Origin of the sequence: Stenotrophomonas indicatrix (assembly GCF_050573115.1) — a bacterium.
Classification (GTDB): Bacteria; Pseudomonadota; Gammaproteobacteria; order Xanthomonadales; family Xanthomonadaceae; genus Stenotrophomonas; species Stenotrophomonas lactitubi_A.
This window is the reverse complement of the sequence record NZ_JBNYZT010000001.1, coordinates 1,060,656-1,081,556: the sequence shown is the minus strand read 5'-3', so window position 1 is coordinate 1,081,556 and position 20,901 is coordinate 1,060,656. Positions and strand designations below refer to the sequence as shown.

The 20,901-nt window shown below is 67.5% G+C and carries 17 protein-coding genes; 10 read left to right on the top strand and 7 right to left on the bottom strand.

What is annotated here, in order from left to right:
- Nucleotides 1-146: 146 nt before the first annotated feature.
- Nucleotides 147-1,226 carry a ribonuclease D gene (rnd, locus tag ACQ5SA_RS04870; protein ID WP_499312954.1) on the bottom strand — a complete coding sequence of 360 codons (1,080 nt, stop codon included), beginning with the start codon at nt 1,224-1,226 and terminating at the stop codon, nt 147-149.
- 84 nt (nt 1,227-1,310) lie between these two features.
- Between rnd and ACQ5SA_RS04865 the strand changes: the two genes are divergently transcribed.
- Both ACQ5SA_RS04865 and ACQ5SA_RS04860 read left to right on the top strand, forming a co-directional pair.
- Entirely contained in the window at nt 1,311-3,194 is a 1,884-nt protein-coding gene (locus tag ACQ5SA_RS04865; RefSeq protein WP_230113056.1) for a formylglycine-generating enzyme family protein, read from the top strand.
- A gap of 102 nt (nt 3,195-3,296) precedes the next feature.
- Entirely contained in the window at nt 3,297-4,187 is an 891-nt protein-coding gene (locus ACQ5SA_RS04860; RefSeq protein WP_089236252.1) for a M48 family metallopeptidase, read from the top strand.
- Nucleotides 4,188-4,745: 558 nt separating this feature from the next.
- Here the strand turns inward: ACQ5SA_RS04860 and xseA are convergent.
- Nucleotides 4,746-6,086 (bottom strand): exodeoxyribonuclease VII large subunit, encoded by a 1,341-nt coding sequence (gene xseA, locus ACQ5SA_RS04855; protein WP_499312952.1) that lies wholly within the window; start codon nt 6,084-6,086, stop codon nt 4,746-4,748.
- 45 nt (nt 6,087-6,131) lie between these two features.
- Nucleotides 6,132-7,202 carry a tRNA epoxyqueuosine(34) reductase QueG gene (queG, locus tag ACQ5SA_RS04850; protein WP_499312951.1) on the bottom strand — a complete coding sequence of 357 codons (1,071 nt, stop codon included), beginning with the start codon at nt 7,200-7,202 and terminating at the stop codon, nt 6,132-6,134.
- Between the two features lie 23 nt (nt 7,203-7,225).
- Here queG and ACQ5SA_RS04845 point away from each other — a divergent pair, with 23 nt between their 5' ends.
- From ACQ5SA_RS04845 to ACQ5SA_RS04820, 6 genes are all read left to right on the top strand, one after another.
- Nucleotides 7,226-8,710 (top strand): NAD(P)H-hydrate dehydratase, encoded by a 1,485-nt coding sequence (locus ACQ5SA_RS04845; RefSeq protein ID WP_499312949.1) that lies wholly within the window; start codon nt 7,226-7,228, stop codon nt 8,708-8,710.
- Nucleotides 8,707-9,189: a tRNA (adenosine(37)-N6)-threonylcarbamoyltransferase complex ATPase subunit type 1 TsaE gene (gene tsaE, locus ACQ5SA_RS04840; RefSeq protein WP_499312947.1), complete on the top strand. Its 483-nt coding sequence runs from the start codon at nt 8,707-8,709 to the stop codon at nt 9,187-9,189. Before ACQ5SA_RS04845 ends, tsaE begins: the two co-directional genes overlap by 4 nt.
- Nucleotides 9,190-9,271: 82 nt before the next feature.
- Nucleotides 9,272-10,843, top strand: coding sequence for an N-acetylmuramoyl-L-alanine amidase (locus ACQ5SA_RS04835; protein ID WP_499312945.1), 1,572 nt, complete (start codon nt 9,272-9,274; stop codon nt 10,841-10,843).
- Between the two features lie 159 nt (nt 10,844-11,002).
- Nucleotides 11,003-12,904 carry a DNA mismatch repair endonuclease MutL gene (gene mutL / locus ACQ5SA_RS04830; protein WP_230112347.1) on the top strand — a complete coding sequence of 634 codons (1,902 nt, stop codon included), beginning with the start codon at nt 11,003-11,005 and terminating at the stop codon, nt 12,902-12,904.
- Between the two features lie 11 nt (nt 12,905-12,915).
- Nucleotides 12,916-13,845 (top strand): DUF1684 domain-containing protein, encoded by a 930-nt coding sequence (locus ACQ5SA_RS04825; protein WP_230112348.1) that lies wholly within the window; start codon nt 12,916-12,918, stop codon nt 13,843-13,845.
- A gap of 2 nt (nt 13,846-13,847) precedes the next feature.
- On the top strand, nt 13,848-14,795 hold the full coding sequence (locus ACQ5SA_RS04820) for a TraB/GumN family protein (protein ID WP_499312943.1): 948 nt from the start codon (nt 13,848-13,850) through the stop codon (nt 14,793-14,795).
- Between the two features lie 81 nt (nt 14,796-14,876).
- Here ACQ5SA_RS04820 and phaR read toward each other — a convergent pair whose 3' ends face one another.
- From phaR to gluQRS, 3 genes are all read right to left on the bottom strand, one after another.
- Nucleotides 14,877-15,434, bottom strand: a complete 558-nt coding sequence (gene phaR, locus ACQ5SA_RS04815; protein WP_230112378.1) for a polyhydroxyalkanoate synthesis repressor PhaR — start codon at nt 15,432-15,434, stop codon at nt 14,877-14,879.
- A 181-nt stretch (nt 15,435-15,615) separates the two neighbouring features.
- Nucleotides 15,616-16,356: an acetoacetyl-CoA reductase gene (phbB, locus tag ACQ5SA_RS04810; protein WP_230112350.1), complete on the bottom strand. Its 741-nt coding sequence runs from the start codon at nt 16,354-16,356 to the stop codon at nt 15,616-15,618.
- A 17-nt stretch (nt 16,357-16,373) separates the two neighbouring features.
- On the bottom strand, nt 16,374-17,294 hold the full coding sequence (gene gluQRS / locus ACQ5SA_RS04805) for a tRNA glutamyl-Q(34) synthetase GluQRS (protein WP_499312942.1): 921 nt from the start codon (nt 17,292-17,294) through the stop codon (nt 16,374-16,376).
- 93 nt (nt 17,295-17,387) lie between these two features.
- Between gluQRS and htpX the strand changes: the two genes are divergently transcribed.
- Nucleotides 17,388-18,254, top strand: coding sequence for a protease HtpX (gene htpX, locus ACQ5SA_RS04800; protein WP_230112352.1), 867 nt, complete (start codon nt 17,388-17,390; stop codon nt 18,252-18,254).
- 807 nt (nt 18,255-19,061) lie between these two features.
- On the opposite strand, the gene ACQ5SA_RS04795 is transcribed toward htpX, so the two are convergent.
- Complete coding sequence (locus ACQ5SA_RS04795) at nt 19,062-19,889, bottom strand: inositol monophosphatase family protein (protein WP_089236240.1); 828 nt, start codon at nt 19,887-19,889, stop codon at nt 19,062-19,064.
- A 120-nt stretch (nt 19,890-20,009) separates the two neighbouring features.
- Between ACQ5SA_RS04795 and ACQ5SA_RS04790 the strand changes: the two genes are divergently transcribed.
- Nucleotides 20,010-20,780, top strand: a complete 771-nt coding sequence (locus ACQ5SA_RS04790) for an RNA methyltransferase (protein WP_499312940.1) — start codon at nt 20,010-20,012, stop codon at nt 20,778-20,780.
- Nucleotides 20,781-20,901 lie beyond the last annotated feature (121 nt).

Here is a 20,901-nt window from a genome sequence, read left to right as displayed (position 1 = left end):
GACCGCCGCATGCGGCAATCAGTGTCAGGTGGGTTTCGAAGAGCGATAGCGCGACGTGTCGCACGCTGCAGGCACGTGCCGCGCGATCTCATGACCATGCCCGGGTGTACCGTCGCCGCGCTGCGTGCGCGACGACGGCAGGACATTCAGGCGGCGGGCAACAGCGGTGCCAGCACCGGCTCCAGCTCCTGCTGGCGCCAACCGGCCAATGCGGCAGGCCACTGCCGACGTTCCAGATAGCTTTCCAGATGCTTGCGCGAGGCCAGCACGCCGTCGGCCAGACCGAGCTCGCGGCTGCGTTCGGCCACGGCGTCCTGCAGCTTCTTCAGCGCCTGCTTGCTGGCGTCGCTGGCCTGTACCGCCAGTGGTGCATCGGCTTCGTCGGCCAGCGGCGTATCCAGTGCCTGCCACACGGCAGCGGCAAGCTTGCGCGGCGCCTTCGGGAACTGTTCGAACAGCGTGCTCAATGCAGCGGCATCGGCCGGCGGGGTGCGTGCCAGGGTCGCGGCCAGCTCGTTGTCCAGGATCCAGCTGCGCGGACGGTCGCTGGCGCGCGCCTGCACGTCGCGCCAGCGCAGCAGGCGCAGCAGGCGGCGCTGCGCGGGCGCGTCCAGGAACTGCGCCGATCGCATGCCCAGGTGTGGCCAGCGGTCTTCGTCATTGGCGACGCTGGCCAGCAGGCGCTCGCCGTCGTCGTGCAGCCACTGCTGGCGCCCCAGCGATTCCAGCTTGGCGGAAATCGCGTCATGCATCGCGAACAGATGCTCGACGTCATCGGCGGCGTACTTCAGCTGTGAGTCCGACAGCGGCCTGCGCATCCAGTCAGAGCGGGTTTCGCCCTTTTCCAGTGCCACGCCGGTGATCTCCTGCACCAGCTTCTGGTAGCCCATGCCAGCACCGATGCCGGCCAGGGCGGCGCCGATCTGGGTGTCGAACAACGGGCGCGGCAGCACGCCGCAGGTCCACTTGAACGCCACCAGGTCTTCGCTGGCGCTGTGCATTACCTTGGTGATGGATTCATCGGCCAGCCACGGCGCCAGCGCCTCGGGCATGCCGGGAATCAATGGGTCGATCAGCAGGATGTCCTCGCCGACGGCCATCTGCACCAGCGCCAGCTGCGGCCAGAAGGTGCGTTCACGGATGAATTCGGTATCCAGGCCGATGCGGGTCGGCCGTTGCTGGCGGTATGTGTCCAGCTCGGCGGGGGTGGTGATCCAGGTTGCCACAGGTCAGGGCCTACTACTCGTGTTTGCTCAGGCAGGGGAGAATAGCCTAACGTCGGTCCGCATCCGTGCCGAAGGAGGCTCTGCTTGCGTTTTCTGCTGTCGCCCGTGCTGTGTACCGCCTTGGCCATGGGTCTGGCCGGTTGCACGCCGTCGCCCCCTGCGCAGACCTCTGGTGGCACCGCAGGCCAGCCGGCCGATCCCGCGCCAGAGGCCGATCCGGCGCCTGGTAGCGGGCAGGGCACGGTGACCATTGCCGGTGACGATGCGGCCGAGGACATCCAGCAGTGGACGCCGCCGCGGGTCGATCGCCAGGGACGTACGCTGGCACAGCTGCGCCGGGCGGCCGATCAGGCATTCGCGCGGGGGCATCTGTACGAAGATGGCGATGCGGCAGTTCCCCTGTGGCTTGCGGTGCAGGAAGAGGAACCTGACGACCGCCAGGCGCGCCTGGGCCTGCAACGTGCGAAGCAGCGCCTGCTGCAGCAGGCCGATGCGTTGCTGCAGCAGCCATTGCGGCAGCGTGAAGCGCTGGCCGAAGCCGGGCGCCAGGCGCTGGTACTGCTGACCCTTGCGCCGAAGGACGAGAAGGTGCGCGCGCTGCAGGGCCGGGTGGAGACGGCGCAGCGCGTGGTCGCCTACAACCGCGCGGGCGAAGACGATCTGCGTGCCGACCGGATAGGTGAAGAGGGTGATGGCGCCATCGGCAACTTCCGCGAGGCACTGGCGTTGGACCCGAACAACCGCCGCGCGCGGCAGGGCCTGGCCGCTGCGGAAAGCGGACTGATCCGGCGGGCCGAGGACGCCGCGCGCATCCGTGATTTCGCCAGTGCCGGGGCGTGGTTGGCAGAGGCCAGCAAGGTGCGGGACTCGTCACCCACCATCGCCGACGCGTTCGAGCGCATCGAGCAGATCCGCGCAGCGGCGCTGGTCCAGCTGCGCGATGGCGGCCTGCATGATCTGACCACTCCGCAGGGGCTGAAGCCTGCGCGCGAGAAGCTGGCCGAAGCGCTGCGCATCGCCTTGCCGGGCGACGCGGTGGTGGCGCAGCTGCGCGAGCGCATCGAGTTGGCCACCCATTACGGCAGCTTCCGGCCGGGGCAGGTGTTCAGCGACGCGCTGCGTGATGGCGGCCGTGGACCGCAGATGATCGTGGTGCCGCACGGCGGATTCCAGATGGGCGCCAGTGATACCGAACCGGGCGCGACCGACGCAGAGCGACCGTCGCACTATGTGCGCTTCGAGCGCGGTTACGCGATGGCGATCACCGAGATCACCGTGGGTGATTTCGAGCGTTATGTGAAGGCGACCAACGCCCGTCCACGCGCGACCCGGCGTGGACACTCGGTGGTCTATGACGAGCGCAGCGGCAATTTCATCCGTCGCAGCGGCGTGGACTGGCGGTCCGACTATGACGGTGGGCGCGCACTGGGCAATTCGCCGGTGATGCATGTCAGCGTACGTGACGCGGAGAATTACGCCACCTGGCTGTCCGAGCAGACCGGCCGCAGCTACCGCCTGCCCAGCGAGGCCGAGTTCGAGTACGCGATGCGTGCCGGCAGCAGTGGCCGCTATCCGTGGGGCGATGCAGGGCTGCCGCCGGAAGGTAGTGGCAATTACACCGGCAGCAAGGACGTTTCACCGTCCGGCCGACATTGGCACAACGCCTTCGTCGGCTATGGCGATGGGTGGTGGGGGCCGGCACCGGTCGCCAGTTTCCAGGCAAACGGCTTCGGGCTGCACGACATGGGCGGCAACCTGAGCGAGTGGGTGGCCGACTGCTGGCATGCCAGCTATCGGCGCGCCCCGGCCGATGGTGTGGCCTGGTTCAACCCTGGCTGTCGTTCACGGGTGATCCGCGGTGGCAACTGGGCCAATGCACCGGAGCAGACCCGGGCGGCCTGGCGGCAATCGCAGGATTCGGATACCACCAACGCGCGCATCGGCTTCCGTCTGGTCCGCGGGATCTGACGGACGCGCTCGCATCGGCGTCGGCTTCACCCGCCGCAGGCAGCGTCGCACTAAGATTGCGCCGTACCCGCCGACCGGCGGGGTCAGCCGGAAGACCTGCCGATGCGCAACGATCCTTTTTCCCGCTCGCCGCAGCAGCGGCGTGGTCTGTTCGGCAACATCCGCTGGTGGGTGCTGCTGCTGGCCGCCGGCTACGCCGCGTTCTACTGGTTCTCCAACCGTGCGGTCGACCCGTATACCGGCGAGAAGGTGCTGATCGACAGCAGCCTGGATGCCAGCCAGGAAAAGGCACTGGGCCTGCAGGCCTACCAGCAGATCCTGTCGCAGGAGCGCCCGCTGGGCCCGAACGAACAGGTCTCGCGGGACGTCCGGGCGATTGCCGAGCGATTGATTGCCAAGGTGGACGTGGTCGAAACCGCGCTGGCGCAGGAACACGGGTTGCAGCCGGCACACTTCGCACGCGACTTCGAGTGGGAAGTGAATGTGATTCCGTCCGAACAGGCCAATGCGTTCTGCCTGCCCGGCGGCAAGATGGCCGTGTACACGGGGCTGATCCCGGTGGCGCGCACCCGCGATGCGATGGCAGTGGTGATGGGTCATGAAATCGCCCATGCGTTGCTGCGGCACGGTGCACAGCGCATGGCCCAGCAGAAGCTGACCCAGATCGGCCAGGTGGCCGGCGCCGCCAGTGGCATGGATGCGCAGCAGCAGCAGATGATGATGTCGGCGATGGGCTACGGCTATCTGTTGCCGTATGCGCGCAGCCACGAGACGCAGGCTGACGAAGTGGGCCTGATGCTGGCGGCGGCGGCGTGTTTCGATCCGCGCGAGGCGGTGCCGCTGTGGCAGCGCATGGGCCAGGCCGGCGGCGGCCAGTCGCCGCCTGAATTCTCTTCGACCCACCCCAATCCGGGTACCCGTATCCAGAACCTGCAGGCGTTGATGCCGAAGGCACTGGAGTACCGGCAGAAGTTCTGCGAGCAGGCCAGGTAAAGGGTGGTTCGGCAGGGCTGCGCCCTGCACCCGCCGAAGCAACAGCCGGAGCAACAGCCGGAGCAACAGCCGGAGCAACAGCAACAGCGGGCTATCGGTGGGATGGCGGGGTGGGTCCGGTTGCGGGAGACGCCGTGAACCCGTCCATGGGGGCTTGGCCGCGGCATCCATGCCGCGGACACTCCCGCAACCGGACCCACCCCGCCTTCGACAGATCTCCGCGATCTGTTGGAGTGGCTCTTGGGGTCAGATCCGTTTTCCTACGGAAAACGGATCTGACCCCAGATTGATTTCGATATCTGAAAGAAATTCATCCACGCATGTCGTGGATGTGCCAACCGTCACCGGCAAACTGTCGAAGGTGGGGCGGTGTCGGATTGCGGGGTGTCCGCGGCATGGATGCCGCGGCCAAGCCCCCACGGACGGGTTTACGGCGTCCCCGCAAACCGACACCGCCCCGCCATCCCACCGAATGCCAGCTGTTGCTGTTGCTGCTGAGATTGCCGGCCAGCGGCCGGCACTACCGCGGGTGCAGGGCGCAGCCCTGCCGAGCAACCCTTACTTGACCGCAGTCACCTGGACGTCGATCACGCCGTCGCCGACGCGGGCCTGCAGTGCGTCACCCGGTTGCACCTGCTCGATCCGGCGCACCAGCGCGCCATCGTCTGCACGGGTCACGATGCTGTAGCCACGCGCGACGGTCGCCAACGGACTGACCGCTTCCAGCGAACGTGCAAGGCCGCGCAGGCGCAGCGCATCACGTTGCAGCAGTCGCTGCAGCGCCGCTTGCGGGCGCCCGCCCAGCGCGGCAAGGCGATGTCGCAGCGCTTCCATCTGCCGTTGCGGATGGTGACCACGCAACACTGCGGCGGCATGGCGCAGGCGGGCCGCGCGACGCTCCTGCTGCTGGTTGTGCGCTGCATGCAATCGACGCCCGAGGTCCAGCTGGCGCCGACGCAGCAGATCCAGACGCGCCTGTGGGCTCTGTGCATTCAAACGAAGCAGGGCACGATCAGCGCGCTGCATGGCCTGCTGCAGGGCGTGGCGTTGCAGCTGCACCATGCGAGCCGCATTGCGGCGCAGGCGCAGGGCCAGGTCGCGCTGATCGGGGACCAGCAGTTCTGCGGCCACCGATGGCGTCGGCGCGCGCAGGTCAGCGGCAAAATCGCTGAGACTGAAGTCGGTTTCGTGACCCACCGCCGATACAACAGGCGTGCCGCTGGCGGCGATTGCACGGGCCAGGGCTTCATCGTTGAACGCCCACAGGTCCTCCAGCGAGCCACCGCCGCGGGTCAGCAGGATCACGTCGTAGCGGCCGCTGGCATCGGCGGCCTGCAGCAGGCGGGTGATCTGCGCGGCAGCGGTTGCGCCCTGTACCAGGGTCGGCAGCAGATCCACTTCCAGCATCGGGAAGCGGCGGCCGAGCACGCTCAGCACATCGCGCACGGCGGCACCGGTGGGCGAGGTGATCACCGCCAGGCGCTGCACATGCGCCGGCATCGGCCGCTTGCGCGCCGGGTCGAACAGTCCCTCGGCCTCCAGCCGCGCCTTCAGTTCCTCGAACGCGCGACGCAGTGCGCCTTCGCCGGCTTCCTCCATGTGGTCCAGCACCATCTGGTACTCGCCACGGGCGTCGTACAGGGTCACCTTGCCGCGCACCAGTACGCGCATGCCCTCGCGCGGCACGAACTTCAGGTACTGCGCCTTCATCCTGAACATCGCAGCGCGCAGCTGTGCACGCGCGTCCTTCAGGGTGAAGTACAGATGGCCCGATGCCGGGCGCGCCACGCTGCCCAGTTCGGCTTCCACCCATATCGCCGAAAAGCTGCCTTCCAGCAGGTCGCGGGCGAGGGTGTTGAGCTGGCTGGGGGTGAGGACATCGTTGTTGCGTGGCTGCATGGTTACGGCGTACGGCAGATGGAGCAGGGGCCTCAGGATCGCACGTCAGCGCAGGCCGTGCTGGCCCAGTGCCCATTGCACGTGTTCGCGGACCACGGGGGAAGCATCTTCGGCGCGCGTCTGCAGTGCCGACAGCGTCGCTGCCGTGGTCGGCGCATTGCCCAGCGCCAAGGCGATGTTGCGCAGCCAACGCTCGTGGCCGCTGCGGCGGATCGGGCTGCCTTCGGTACGGCGCAGGAATTCAGCTTCGTCCCACGCGAACAACTGGTCCAGGCGTGCGGTGTCCAGGTTGTTGCGGGCGCGGAAGTCGGCCTCGTCGGTGCGCTTGGCGAATTTGTTCCAGGGGCAGACCAGCTGACAGTCGTCGCATCCATAGATGCGGTTGCCGATCAGTGGTCGCATCTCCAGTGGAATCGCCCCGTCATGCTCGATGGTCAGGTAGGAGATGCAGCGGCGCGCATCCAGGCGCTGCGGGCCGGTGATGGCCTGGGTTGGGCAGACGTCGATGCAACGGGTGCAGGTGCCGCAGTGGGCGCTGGCCGGCGTATCAATCGGCAGCGGGATATCGATGTAGATCTCGCCGATGAAGAACCACGAGCCGCCGTGGCGGTCGATCAGGCAGGTGTGCTTGCCGATCCAGCCCAGCCCTGCATTGCGGGCCAGCGCGCGTTCCAGCACCGGCGCCGAGTCGACGAAGACGCGGTAGCCCAGCGGCGCCACCTCATCATTGATCTGCGTGGCCAGCTTCTGCAGGCGGTTGCGCATCAGCTTGTGGTAGTCGCGACCGAGTGCGTAGCGCGCCACGTAGGCCCGGCCCGGATCGGCCAACGTGGCCCAGGCTTCGGTGTCGTCCTTGTGGCTGTAGTCCATGCCCACCGAGATCACCCGCACCGTGCCGGGCAGCAGCTCGGCAGGTCGCGCGCGCAGGGTGCCGTGGCGGGCCATCCAGTCCATCGTGCCGTACAGGCCCTGGCCCAGCCAGTCGGCCAGGTGCGCCTCATCCTCGCCCAGTTCAATGCCGGCGATACCGCAGCGCTGGAAGCCATGCGCACGCGCGAGGTCGCGGATGCGCTGTACGGCCAGGGCCGGATCGAGGGGGGCAGGGACGGGGGACATGTGCACCAGTATAAAATCCCTGCATGGCCAACCTCGCCGATCTGTTCGATTCCCGTGCCGCACGCACACTCGATGTCCAGGCCTCCGCGCTGGCGGGCGAGGGTGGCTGGGGCCTGATGGCCCAGGCGGGGCAGGCGGCCTGGCAGTGCCTGCTGCAGCACTGGCCACAGGCGCGCCGGCTCGGCGTGGTCGTTGGCAGCGGCAACAATGGCGGCGATGGTTACGTGTTGGCCCGTCATGCGCTGCAGGCGGGGCTGCAGGTTCAGGTGGTCGCGCTGCCGGGCTGGCCGTCTTCCACGGCACTGGCGCAGCGCGCCGCGACGGATTTCAAGTCCGCCGGGGGAACCATCGCTGATTTCAACGGCGAACTGGCCCAGGCCGATGTATGGGTCGATGCCCTGTTCGGCCTCGGCTTCTCCCGCGCGCCGGGCGGGGCAGCGCAGGCATTGATCGAGGCGCTCAACGCGCAGCGCGCGCCGGTGTTGGCGCTGGATGTACCCAGTGGCGTCGATGCCGACCGCGGCTGCGTGCCGGGCGTAGCCGTCCGCGCAGCCCTGACATTGCAGTTCATCGTCGCCCATCGTGGCCTGTACACCGGAGACGCGCTGGAATGCACCGGGCGTAAACAGCTGGCACCGCTGACGCTGCCCGACGAGGCCTGGCAGGGTGTCGTTGCCGCTGCAGAGTGCTGGACGCAGTCGCGCCTGCCGGATCTGCTGCCGCCGCGCCGTGCCAACAGCCACAAGGGTGAATCCGGGCACGTGCTGTGCGTGGGTGGCAACCATGGCAGCGGCGGTGCAATCGCGATGGCCGCCGAAGCCGCGCTGCGCGCTGGTGCAGGTCTGCTGAGCATCGGCACGCGTCGGGACCATGTCGGCCCGCTGCTGTCGAGGTTGCCCGAAGCGATGACGCATGCGCTGGAAGATGGTGCTGCCCTGCCTGCATTGCTGGCAAAGGCCAAGGTGGTGGCGATCGGCCCGGGCCTGGGCCAGGACGAATGGGCCCGCGCGTTGTATGCGCGTGTGCTGCAGTCAGGCCTGCCACTGGTGATTGACGCCGATGCGCTGAACCTGCTGGCGCAGGATGCGCATGCGCTGGCCGATGCGATCCTGACCCCGCACCCCGGCGAAGCGGCGCGCTTGCTGGAAACCAGCACGGCGGCAATCCAGGCTGATCGCTACGGCAGCGCGCAGGCGCTGGCCGAGCGCTATCACGCGGTGGTGGTGCTGAAGGGAGCTGGCAGCATCGTCGCCGCGCCCGGCCGCGCACCACGACTGATTGCAGCCGGCAACCCGGGAATGGCGGTGGGTGGCATGGGGGACCTGTTGACCGGCATCATCGCCAGCCTGCGCGCGCAAGGCCTGTCTGCATTCGATGCGGCGGCCGGCGGTGCGCTCCTGCATGCCCTGGCCGGTGATGTCGCCGCCGCCGACGGTGCCCGCGGCCTGCTTCCCACTGATCTGCTGGCGCCCCTGCGGCGGCTGGCCAACCCGGAATGTTCCCGATGACCGAATTCTTCCTTGCTGACAGCGACGCCACCGAACTGCTGGGGCAATGGCTGGCAGCCACCCGTCCAGCGCAGGCGCTGGTCGAACTGCGCGGCGATCTTGGCGCCGGCAAATCGACCACGGCGCGCGCGCTGCTGCGTGCGCTGGGAGTGCAGGGCGCGATCCGCAGCCCCACTTACACGCTGGTCGAGCGCTATCCGCTGTCCAGTGGCGGCGAAGCCTGGCACCTGGACCTGTACCGCATCGGCCAAGCCGGCGAGCTGGATTTCCTCGGGCTGGACGAGGGCAGCGCCGTGCTGTGGCTGGTCGAATGGCCCGAGCGCGGTGCCGGTGCGCTGCCGCCCACCGATCTGGTGGTCGCACTGGAAATTGAAGGGCAGGGGCGCCGCGTGCGTCTCACTGGCACCAGCGACGCGGGACGTGAATGGCTGCAGCGGCTTCCCGAAGGTGGCGACTTGCGGGCTCTTTCTGTCGGCTGACGAGAACAAACACCGGCAGGTTACGGATTATTAAGGAAAAAGGTGTTGCATTCCGTTCAGTGCGGTGATTGAATCCTGAGTCATGCGCCCGGGGAATCGACTCATTGCCATCTGTGCCGCCGTCGGACTTGGTCTGGCGAGCGTCAGTGCGTGGGCCGGTGAGGTCCGTCAGGTGCTGCTGAATACCGGTTCTACCGGAACCCGTGCGGAAATCGCGCTGGTCGGTAGTGGCGGCTACAAGACGCTGTCCCTGGCCGGCCCGAACCGGCTGGTGGTCGATTTCCCCGATTCCAGTGCGGTGCGCAACCTGAAGATGCCCTCGCCGCAGGGCGTAGTCACGGCGGTGCGCACCGGACAGCCGGTGCCGGGAACGTTCCGTGTCGTATTCGACCTGGCCGAGACGGTCGCACCCTTCCGCCCGCAGATGCAGCGCGAAGGCAATGAATCCAAACTGGTGATCGAGTGGCCGGGCGATGGCCCGGCCGTGGCCGCCAGCCGACCCACGGCGACGCCTGCGCCCACGCCGTCGCCAGCGGCGTCATCGCTGAGTCCGGCTCCGAACCCGACCCCGGCGCAAACCGCACAGTCCCGTGGTGACGCCGCGCGCGCCACCGCGCTGTTGACCGCACAGGTCCAGCAGCAGGCCAGTGCCAGCGCTGCCGCACCCGCAGCACCGACGCCAGCGCCAAGCACCGCGCCGGTACAGATGGCGGCAGCGGGCACCACCGCCAGCAGCACACCGACATCATCGCCGGCAGCGATCCTGGCCGGTCAGGCGACCACTGCGGTGGTGACCACCCAGCCGAAGCCGGTGCCAACACCTGTTGCGCCGGCCGAGTCGCCGCGCCCAACCATGCCCAGCGATGCCTCGCGCATCCGCATGCAGCCGGGCATGCGTCACCTGGTGGTGGCAATCGACCCAGGCCATGGCGGCCAGGACCCCGGTGCCATCGGCCCGACCGGGAAGCGCGAGAAGGACGTCACCCTGGCGGTGGCGCGTGAACTGGCCCGTCAGGTCAACGCCACGCCCGGCCTGAAAGCGTTCCTGACCCGCGACAGCGATGTGTTCATCCCGCTGCCGATGCGTGCGCAGAAGGCGCGTGCGAACAAGGCCGACATCTTCATTTCGATCCACGCCGATGCCGCCGAGAACCGCTCGGCCACCGGTTCGTCGGTGTACGTGCTGTCGACCAAGGGCGCGTCCTCGCAGCGTGCGCGCTGGTTGGCGGACAAGGAAAACGCGGCCGACCTGGTCGGTGGCGTGCGCCTGCAGCAGACCGAGGGCACCCTCGCCAACGTCCTGCTGGACCTGGCCCAGAGCGGTTACATGAAATCCTCCGAGGACGCAGCCGGGCACGTGCTGGGCGGCCTGAAGCGGATTGGCAACAACCACAAGCCGAACATCGAACGCGCCAACTTCGCGGTGCTGCGCACCTCGGACATGCCGGCGATGCTGGTGGAAACTGCGTTCATCTCCAACCCGGACGAAGAGCGCCGCCTGATCGACCCGGCCTACCAGCGCAAGGTCGCCGGTGCAGTGCTGGACGGCGTGCATACGTTCTTCAGCCGCCAACCGCCGCCGGGGACGCTGTACGCTGCGCGCGCGCAGGCCGAGATCGACGCCGCAAGCACCGTGGCTGGCGGCAGCAAGTAATCCGGGTTCGCGGCGTTCCTGTTTCCCGGGCGCTGCGCCAACGGGCCGCTCACTTCCGGTAGAGCCCTGCCTGGCGGACGCTGCACACGGTGGATCTCGACTCTACCTGTCGCCGCTCCGCTATCATCGGGGCATGAAGTCCGCAGCCCATGTCGCCCCATGAACGCGCCCGATCCGCGTCCGATCCGGCCGTTGCCGGAAATCCTGATCAACCAGATTGCCGCCGGTGAGGTGGTCGAACGGCCCGCATCGGTGGTCAAGGAGCTGGTCGAAAACGCCATCGATGCCGGCGCCAGCCGCGTCGATATCGAACTGGAAGAAGGCGGTGTGCGCCTGATCCGCATCCGCGACAACGGCAGCGGCATTGCCGCAGAACAGTTGCCGCTGGCCGTCTCGCGGCACGCCACCAGCAAGATCGCCAACCTGGACGAGCTGGAAGCGGTGGCCACGCTGGGTTTCCGTGGTGAAGCGCTGCCGTCGATCGCCTCGGTCAGCCGTTTCACCCTGTCCTCGCGCCGTGCCCATGATGAGCACGGTTCGGCACTGCAGATCGAAGGCGGCAAGATCGGCGAGGTGACCCCTCGCGCGCATGCGCCGGGCACCACGGTGGAAGTGCGCGAGTTGTTCTACAACGTGCCGGCGCGGCGCAAGTTCCTGCGTGCCGAGCGCACCGAGCTGGGGCATATCGAGGAGTGGCTGCGCTCGCTGGCGCTGGCCCGTCCCGATGTCGAGCTGCGTGTCTCGCACAACGGCAAGGCCTCGCGCCGCTACAAGCCGGGTGACCTGTATTCGGACGTGCGTCTGGCCGAGACCCTGGGCGAAGACTTCGCCAGCCAGGCCGTGCGCGTGGATCACAGCAGTGCCGGCCTGCGCCTGCATGGCTGGATCGCGCAGCCGCATTATTCGCGTGCCAGCACCGATCAGCAGTACCTGTATGTCAACGGCCGTTCGGTGCGTGACCGCAGTGTTGCCCACGCGGTGAAGATGGCCTACGGCGACGTGCTGTATCACGGTCGGCAGCCAGCCTATGTGTTGTTCCTGGAACTGGACCCGACGCGCGTCGATGTGAACGTGCACCCGGCCAAGCATGAGGTGCGCTTCCGTGACTCGCGGCTGGTGCATGACTTCGTCTACCGCACTTTGAAGGATGCGCTGGCCGACACCCGCGCCGGCATGAGCGCGCAGGAGATCGGTGCGGGGGCGGTGCATCCGGCCGAGGGCGGCAGCGCATCTGCGATGCCGGGGGCCACCGCCTCCAGCTTCGGCTACGTGCGCGGTCCGGCACCCGGTGCGGGGCAGGGCGGCGGCGGAGGATTTTCCGGTTGGCGACCCCAGCAGCCGCTGGGCCTGCAGGTTGCCGATGCACCCGCGGCCTATGCTGCGCTGTATGCATCGCCAGCCGGTGCCGAGCGCGGTGCGGCACTGCCGCCGATGCCGATGGAGAATGGACTGCCGGTCACCAGCGCAGACGCCGGGGTGCCGCCGCTGGGCTATGCCGTTGCCCAGCTGCATGGTATCTACATTCTGGCCGAGAACGCCGAAGGCCTGATCGTGGTCGACATGCATGCGGCGCACGAACGCATCGGCTACGAGCGGTTGAAGAATGCGCACGATGGCATCGGCCTGCAGTCGCAGCCGTTGCTGGTGCCGATCACCCTGGCAGTGGGCGAGCGCGAGGCTGACACCGCTGAGGTGGAGGCCGATACGCTGGCCGCCCTCGGGTTCGAGATCACCCGCGCCGGACCGGGCGCATTGCACGTGCGCAGCATCCCGGCGCTGCTGGCCCATGCCGAGCCCGAAGGTCTGCTGCGCGACGTGCTGACCGACCTGCGTGAGCATGGCCAGAGCCGGCGCATCGCCACGGCGCGCGATGAGCTGCTGTCGACCATGGCCTGCCATGGCGCCGTGCGTGCGAACCGGCGCCTGACCGTGCCGGAAATGAACGCGCTGCTGCGCGACATGGAAATCACCGAGCGGTCCGGCCAGTGCAACCACGGCCGGCCGACCTGGGCCCGTTTTTCGCTGGCGGAGATCGACCGCTGGTTCCTGCGCGGACGTTGAGGGGAGCACCGATGCGACTTTGGGGAATGGGCGGCCTGATGGCGGTCCTGTTGTTGGCGGCCTGCAGCCCGGCACCGACGCCGGCGCCAGCCGTCGTTGAGGATCCGGCATTCGCTGCGCAGCAACAGCAATGGCGGGTACTGCGCTACCAGGACTTGACCCGGGCCGATGGGTGGACCGCATTGGTCGGCCTGCACTGGTTGCAGAACCGGTCGCACTTTGTCGGCAGTGGCGCCACCAGCGGCATTCGCCTGGCGGTGGGGCCGGCCAGGCTGGGGCTGCTGCGCCGTGAAGGCGACCAATGGTGGTTCACGCCGGAATCCGGCGCCGATGTCACCCTCGATGGACAGCCTGTGCGTGGGCGTGTCCGCATGGATACCGACAAGGATCCGCAGCCGACCCTGCTGGCCTTCGATGGCGGCAAGGGCCAGCTCAGCCTGATCCGTCGCGGCCCGCGCGATGCGCTGCGGGTGAAGCACGCCGATGCACCCGCGCGCCGCGATTTCGCCGGCCTGCAGTACTGGCCCGGTGGTCCGCAGTGGCAGGTGCAGGCACGCTTCATCGCCCATCCGCCAGGCAAGACCCTGCCGATCGTGGACATCACCGGCCTGACTACCGAGATGCCCAATGCCGGCGCCGTGGAATTCGATCGCGACGGCCGCAGCTGGCGGCTGGAAGCGATCGGCGAGCCGGGGCAGCCGCTGTTCCTGATCTTCGCCGACCGTACCAGTGGCCACGGCAGCTATCCTGCTGGCCGCTATCTGGATACCGATGCGCCGACGGCCGACGGCCACGTGACGATCGACTTCAACCACGCCCACAACCCACCGTGCGCGTTCACCGCTTATGCGACCTGCCCGTTGGCGCCGCCGGAAAACCGCTTGGATCTGCGCGTGGAAGCGGGTGAGAAGGCGTATCACCTGCCTGAAGGAGAGGGCTGAACATGTTGATGAAACTGTTGTTGCGCAGTGCTGTGTTTCTCGTTGCCTGCGCCGCCGGCCCGTTGGCCATCGCGCGCGATGCGCCGGCCGAACCCGCGGCTGGCAAGCCGCCGGTGCCGCTGCTGTGGAAGGTCAGCGGACAGGGAGATGCACGCCTGTACCTGCTGGGCTCCTTCCATCTGTTGAAGCCGCAGGACTATCCGCTGTCGACCGATGTCGAGCAGGCATTCGAAGCCTCGCAGCGCGTGCTGTTCGAGGTGACGCCAGAGGAGCTGCAGTCGCCGCAGATGGCCAGCCAGATGGTGCAGGTCGCTGTCCGCAAGGATGGCAGTGAGCTGAAGCGTGACCTGGATGCGCCGACCTGGCAGAAGCTGCAGGCCTATGCGACGCAGAACAAACTGCCGTTGGCCCAGTTGCAGGGCATGAAAGCGTGGTTTGTCGGTTTGACCATCACCGTGGCGCAGATGCAGAAGCTGGGCCTGGACCCTGAGCTGGGGCTGGACCGTCATTTCATGCAGCGGGCGCAGAAGGCGGGCAAGAAGACCGCAGGCCTGGAAGACATGTCCAGCCAGATCAACCTGCTCGATGGCATGAGCGTGCAGGAGCAGCGGCAGATGCTGTCCGAGGCGCTGGACGAAGCAGGCAAGGGCGATGGCCAGGCGCAGATGCTGCATGAGGCCTGGCGTCGTGGCGATGATCGCCTGTTGTGGAACCGGATGGGCGTGGAGATGCGCCAGAAGTATCCGCAGCTTTACCAGCGCATCAATACCGACCGCAACGATGCGTGGGTGCCCAAGCTGCTGCCGTACCTGCAAGCCGGGCAGGGCGGCACGCTGGTGGTGGTGGGCGGCCTGCACCTGCTGGGCGGCGACGGCGTGGTCGAGAAGCTGCGCGCCAAGGGTTACAAGGTCGAGCGGGTGTGCTCGGCATGCAAGGCGAAACGTCCGTAGATCCACGCCACGCGTGGAGGCGTTGAAAACAAAACGGCGCGCCCATGGCGCGCCGTTTCCGTATCAGTCGGGGCGGTCGCCTCAGCGGCGGGTCTTGCCGCCGGTACCCGTGCCGCCGGTCGGTTCGTTCGGCTTGCCGGCCGTGCCGGTACCGGTGCCGCCGCCAGTGCCCGTTCCGGTGCCACCGGGACGCGGACCACCAAAACCACTGCCCATGTTGCGCTGGAATTCCTGCCACAGCTCCAGATTGCGCTCGGTCAGCTGGTTCATCATCGCCCACGGCGTCTGCCCCAGCAGGTTGCCCATCTGCTGGCGGAACTGCTGCTGCTGGTCGAGGAACACCTGCATGCTGCGCTCCAGGTAGTTGCCCATGAAGCCCTGCAGGGAATCGCCGTAGAAGCGGATCAGCTGGCTCAGCAGCTGGGTGGAGAGCATCGGTTCACCGTCCTGCTCCTGGTCGGCGATGATCTGCAGCAGGACCGATCGGGTCAGGTCGTCGCCGCTCTTGGCGTCGCGGACTTCGAAGTCTTCGCCGTCGAGGATCAGCTGGCGCACGTCCTCGATGGTGATGTAGCTGGAGATCTCGGTGTCGTACAGACGGCGGTTCGGATACTTCTTGATGATGCGGGTCGCAGCCATGAAGCGGTACTCGTCACAGTAGACGCGCAGCATGGCGCAGTGCAGCAGCCGTTGCAACCGCCCCAGCCCCCGCCAGGCTTGGCTTTCCGTCGCCGGAATGTTGCGCAGCAAGGCTTTGCGTGCTGCGCAGCATGACCAACGGCAGGGTGCAGCACGAAGGCGCCTCCGGCCTTGGCGGCGTTTACCAGCCCATGTGGTGGCCGCCGTTGATGTCCAGGTTGCTGCCGGTGATCCACGAGGCCTCTTCGGCCACCAGGAAGGACACGCCATAGGCGATTTCTTCCGGCTTGCCCAGGCGCCCGGTCGGGATGTCGGCGATGATCTTGGCGCGCACTTCCTCGGGCACCGCCATCACCATGTCGGTGGCCACATAGCCGGGCGAGATGGTGTTCACGGTGATGCCGAAGCCTGCATTCTCGCGCGCCAGCGAGATGGTGAAGCCGTGCATGCCGGCCTTGGCGGCGGCGTAGTTGGCCTGGCCGTACTGGCCCTTCAGGCCGTTGATCGAGCTGATCTGGATGACCCGGCCCCAGCCGCGTCGGCGCATGCCTTCAATGACCGGGCGGGTGACGTTGAACACCGAATTGAGGTTGGTGTTGATCACATCGTGCCACTGCTCCGCGCGCATGCGGTGGAAGGTGGTGTCGCGGGTGATACCGGCGTTGTTGACCAGGATCTCGACCGGGCCCAGTCCGGCTTCGACCGCGCGGATCAGGGCTTCGGCGCTGGCGGAGTCGGAGACATCGCCCGGGAAGATCGACACCTGGTAGCCGCGTTCGCTCATCTTCTGCTGCCAAGCGCGGGCCTTGGCCTCATCGCGGTAGTTGGTGGCGACGCGGTGGCCCTGGTCGGCCAGGCGTTGGCAGATGGCGGTACCGATGCCGCCGGTTCCGCCGGTGACCAGTGCGACGCGAGATGTCATGGAAAGCTGTCCGGATATCAGGTGGGGGAGGGATGATTCTGCAACATCGGCGCGGAAAGTGCGCCCGCCGGCAGCAGGATGTCCGCGCGCGGCAGCAGGCTGGGGTCGAAGCTGCGCTGGGCGGCGGCCAACAGGGCATCGCGATCGTCGGTACCTTCCAGTGCGGTGCTCGGCTGGCCCAGCAGTTCCCACAACCGGCGCAGCGCCGGTACCGGCTCGCGGGCCTCCACCGGCAGCGCGGCCAGTGATTTGGACAGTTTGTGGCCCGCTGCATCCAGCAGCAGCGGCAGGTGCCAGTAACGCGGTGTCGGCAGGCCCAGCGCCCGCTGCAGCAGGATCTGGCGGGCAGTGGAATCGAGCAGGTCGGCGCCACGCACGACCTCGTTCACGCCCTGCGCGGCATCGTCGACCACCACTGCCAGCTGGTAGGCCCAGCAGCCATCGGCGCGGCGCAGGACGAAGTCGCCGACCTCGGCATGGACATCCTGTTGTTGCCGGCCGCGCAGGCCATCCTCGAAATGCACCAAGCTGCCCGCAGGCACGCGGAAGCGGACGGCCGGGTCCGCTCGTGGCTGCCGTGCAACGCACTGGTGGTGCAGGCCGCCGTTGGCGGCCAGGTCGCTGCGGCTGCAGTGGCAGACAAACGCATGGCCATCGGCCAGCAGGCGGTCCAGCGCAGCCTGGTAGGCGTCGCCGCGCGCGCTCTGCCAGATCACCGGCCCGTCATGGGCCAGGCCGAACGCGGCCAGGGTCTGCAGTTGCGCCTGTGCTGCACCGGCAACCGTGCGGGGTGGGTCTACGTCTTCGATGCGCAACCGCCACAGGCCGCCATGGTGGCGCGCGAGCAGCCAGCTGCCGAAGGCGGCGAGCAGGGAGCCGGGATGCAGCAGGCCGGTGGGCGAGGGCGCGAAACGGCCGCAGGGAAGGTTGGAGGTCATGCAGGCTGAATCGTCGGTCAGGTTGGCGCTTGAATTCAAGCTGACCGCACCGCAAATTGACGGATATCGACCCCTTCCGAGCCGGAATTTCCCATGTTCACCCGTATTGCCCTCTTTCTAGCGACCAACCTCGCGGTGCTGATCCTCGCGAGCATCGTGATGTCAATCCTGGGCGTGGACTCCCGTTCGATGAGTGGCCTGCTGGTCATGGCCGCGATCTTTGGTTTCGGTGGCTCGCTCATCTCGCTGCTGCTGTCCAAGTGGATGGCCAAGCGCTCCACCGGTGCGGTGGTGATCACCGAGCCGCGCAACCCGACCGAGCGCTGGCTGCTGGCCACCGTCGAGCGACAGGCCAAGGCAGCCGGTATCGGCATGCCGGAAGTGGCCGTGTATGACGGCCCCGAGATCAATGCCTTCGCTACCGGCGCCAACCGCAACAACGCATTGGTGGCGGTGTCCACCGGCCTGCTGCACAACATGAGCGAGGACGAAGCCGAAGCCGTGCTCGGCCACGAGATCGCCCACGTCGCCAACGGTGACATGATCACCATGGCGCTGCTGCAGGGCGTGCTGAACACCTTCGTGATCGTGCTGGCCCGCGTGGTCGGCGGCGTGATCGACAGCGCGTTGTCGGGCAACCGCGAAGGCGGTGGTCGTGGCTTCGCCTACTTCATCATCGTGTTCGTGCTGGAGATGGTGTTCGGACTGTTCGCGACGATGATCTCGATGTGGTTCTCGCGCCATCGCGAGTTCCGCGCCGATGCCGGCGGTGCATCGCTGGCGGGCCGTCAGAAGATGATCTCGGCGCTGGAGCGACTGCAGCTCAACCACGGCCAGAGCACCTTGCCGACGCAGATTGCCGCGTTCGGTATTGCCGGCTCGACCGCGAAGAAGCTGTTCATGAGCCACCCGCCACTGGAAGAGCGCATTGCCGCGCTGCGGGCGTCAACCGCGGCGTAAGCTTCGGCTTCCGATGGAGATGCAGGAACGCCTGGCCTCGCGCCGGGCGTTTTTGTTTGCGGGGATGTATCGCTGGAGCCGGGCTCGCCCGGCGGCTCGTTTCCGCGACCGCGGAGGGGTGTCACTTTCTTTGCTCGTGCACCGCGCTGCAGGAGCAGCGTGGAACGGCGTAGCCGGCCCGCAGGGTGGCGCACAGGGATGTGCGCCATCAAGAAAGTAACCAAAGAAACACGCCGCCGGCCGCGAGCCGTCGTGCTTCGCACGTCGGTTCCCTGTGCTCCTCGGTCCGTCGAGGGACGGTGCGGGAACTCGCTGCGCTCAGACACCCGCACCTCTCCGCCCTCGCCGGACCTGCGGTGCTCGGCTCGCTCAAGGCGGACACAAGGTCAAATTCCACAGCTGCTCCCGGTTGATCCACGCCACGCGTGGATGCTGTTGCCGTTGATCTTGACCTTCCAGTCCGCCTTGAGCGAGCCGAGCATCGCAGGGGAATCAGGGGCGAAGAGGCGCCGGTGTCTGAGCGCAGCGAGTTCGGCGCCGTCCCCTGATTCGCCGAGAAGCGCAGGGTACCGGCGCGTAGCGACGGCTCGTGGCTGGCGGAGCGTTTCTTTGGTTACTTTCTTGATGGCGCACATCCCTGTGCGCCACCCTGCGGGCCGGCTACGCCGTTCCACGCTGCTCCTGCAGCGCGGTGCACGAGCAAAGAAAGTGACACCCCTCCGCGGTCGCGGAAACGAATCTCCGTGCGCACAAACGAAAACGGCACCCTCGCAGGTGCCGTTTCAGTGAACCGCGTCGCGTGGGCGCTTAGAACTTCGCGTCGAACTCGGCAGCGTAGCCCGTGTTGACCAGCACCTTCTGCAGCGACTCGGCCACCTTCAGGTTGCCGGCCACGATCTGCTGGGTGTCCGGGCCACGGTTGTCCATGCGTGCCGGGGTCGCGCCCTTGAAGTCGCAGACCTTGCCACCGGCTTCGCGCACAAGCAGTACACCGGCAGCGATGTCCCAGGCTTTCACGCCGGCTTCGAAGTAAGCGTCGGCGCGGCCACAGGCCACGTAGGCCAGGTCCAGCGCGGCCGAACCCGAGCGGCGGATGTCTTCGGCGTGCACCAGCAGGGCGTCCACCGACTTCAGCTGCGCGCTGGCGCGAGCACGCTCGCGCGGGGCGAAACCGGTGTGGATCATGGTGCCTTCCAGATCCTTGCGGTCGGCAACGCGGATGCGGCGGTCGTTGAGCACGGCGCCGGCGCCGCGGCTGGCAGTGAACAGCTCGTTGCGCAGCGGGTCGAAGATCACCGCGTCGGTCGGCTCGCCGTTCTCGACCAGGGCGATCGACACGCAGTAGTGCGGCACGCCGCGCAGGTAGTTGCTGGTGCCGTCCAGCGGGTCGATGACCCACATATGGCGACGCTCGCTCTGCACGCCACCTTCTTCACCGAAGATGCCGTACTCGGGGTAAGCGCGCTTGAGTTCCTTGACGATCACCTTTTCCGCGTCCGCATCGACTTCGCTGGCGTAGTCCATGCGGCCCTTCTGGACTACATTCAGTGCCTCGAGCTTGTTGATGTTGCGCAAGAGGACGTTGCCGGCGAGGCGGGCGGCCTTGACCATGACGGTTACGGCGGGTTTCTGCATGGCATGGGCTCCCGGAAGGGCAGAAGAGAAGGGCTGGCGGGGGAAAAGAGCGGGTCCGGCGCAGTGGCCGGCCGCACAGTTTACCATTGGTCTTCGTCCAGCTCGACATTTTCCCTGTTCATGTCCCAGTTTCCTGCCGCTACCCGCCTCCGATTCGTTCTGGTCGGGACCCAACACCCCGGCAACATGGGCGCCGCCGCCCGTGCCCTGAAGACCATGGGCCTGGCCCGCCTGGTGCTGGTAGCACCGGAAAAGCCGCTTGATGAAGAGGCCTTCCGGCGCTCGGCCGGCGCCGAGGACGTACTCGGCGACGCACCGGTGGTGGCCACCCTGGCCGATGCCGTGGCCGATTGCCGGTTCGTGCTGGGGTGCACCGCACGTGCGCGCCGGGTCCAGCTGGAGGAGTTCCTGCCGGCAGATGCCGCAGCCCGTGCAGTGGCCAAGGCCGGCGAAGGCGCCGAGGTGGCGCTGGTGTTCGGCCGCGAGCGTACCGGCCTGACCAACGAGGAGCTGCAGCTGTGCCATGCCGCCGTGCACATTCCGTCCGACCCGGAGTTCAGCTCGCTCAACCTGGCCGCCGCAGTGCAGGTGCTGGCCTATGAAGTGCGCATGCAGCTGCTGGGCGCTCAGCCGGTGGCCGGGACCGAGCCGGACAGTCGCGAGCAGACGGCCAGCCACGAGCAGATGGAGAGTTTCTTCGCCCAGTTGGGTGACACCCTGGACGAGATCGATTTCCACAAGGGACGCTCGCCCGATTCGGCGATGCGCAAGCTGCGCCGTCTGTTCCTGCGCAGCGAGCCGAGCGAGCAGGAAGTGCGTCTGCTGCGCGGCATCCTGGCCGATACCCAGCGCATGGCGCGTCTGGCGCAGAAGAACAGCAAGGACAGCTGACGACGGTCTCATTTTTTCGGGTAGTCTGTCCGGATACCCCGGGGGGATGATGCTTGTGTCGGGTCTGCGTAGGGCAATGCAGGGGGAACTGCTGAGCCTGGCCTTGGCCCTGCTGGCCGGG

Excerpts from the sequence above, each read along its gene's own strand:
- tsaE (WP_499312947.1), top strand. The coding sequence starts at position 8,707 with ATGACCGAATTCTTCCTTGCTGACAGCGACGCCACCGAACTGCTGGGG.
- ACQ5SA_RS04860 (WP_089236252.1), top strand. The coding sequence starts at position 3,297 with ATGCGCAACGATCCTTTTTCCCGCTCGCCGCAGCAGCGGCGTGGTCTG.
- htpX (WP_230112352.1), top strand. The coding sequence starts at position 17,388 with ATGTTCACCCGTATTGCCCTCTTTCTAGCGACCAACCTCGCGGTGCTG.
- ACQ5SA_RS04825 (WP_230112348.1), top strand. The coding sequence starts at position 12,916 with ATGCGACTTTGGGGAATGGGCGGCCTGATGGCGGTCCTGTTGTTGGCG.
- phbB (WP_230112350.1), bottom strand. The coding sequence starts at position 16,356 with ATGACATCTCGCGTCGCACTGGTCACCGGCGGAACCGGCGGCATCGGT.
- ACQ5SA_RS04820 (WP_499312943.1), top strand. The coding sequence starts at position 13,848 with ATGTTGATGAAACTGTTGTTGCGCAGTGCTGTGTTTCTCGTTGCCTGC.
- phaR (WP_230112378.1), bottom strand. The coding sequence starts at position 15,434 with ATGGCTGCGACCCGCATCATCAAGAAGTATCCGAACCGCCGTCTGTAC.
- queG (WP_499312951.1), bottom strand. The coding sequence starts at position 7,202 with ATGTCCCCCGTCCCTGCCCCCCTCGATCCGGCCCTGGCCGTACAGCGC.
- gluQRS (WP_499312942.1), bottom strand. The coding sequence starts at position 17,294 with ATGACCTCCAACCTTCCCTGCGGCCGTTTCGCGCCCTCGCCCACCGGC.
- mutL (WP_230112347.1), top strand. The coding sequence starts at position 11,003 with ATGAACGCGCCCGATCCGCGTCCGATCCGGCCGTTGCCGGAAATCCTG.
- ACQ5SA_RS04845 (WP_499312949.1), top strand. The coding sequence starts at position 7,226 with ATGGCCAACCTCGCCGATCTGTTCGATTCCCGTGCCGCACGCACACTC.
- ACQ5SA_RS04835 (WP_499312945.1), top strand. The coding sequence starts at position 9,272 with ATGCGCCCGGGGAATCGACTCATTGCCATCTGTGCCGCCGTCGGACTT.
- ACQ5SA_RS04795 (WP_089236240.1), bottom strand. The coding sequence starts at position 19,889 with ATGCAGAAACCCGCCGTAACCGTCATGGTCAAGGCCGCCCGCCTCGCC.
- xseA (WP_499312952.1), bottom strand. The coding sequence starts at position 6,086 with ATGCAGCCACGCAACAACGATGTCCTCACCCCCAGCCAGCTCAACACC.
- ACQ5SA_RS04790 (WP_499312940.1), top strand. The coding sequence starts at position 20,010 with ATGTCCCAGTTTCCTGCCGCTACCCGCCTCCGATTCGTTCTGGTCGGG.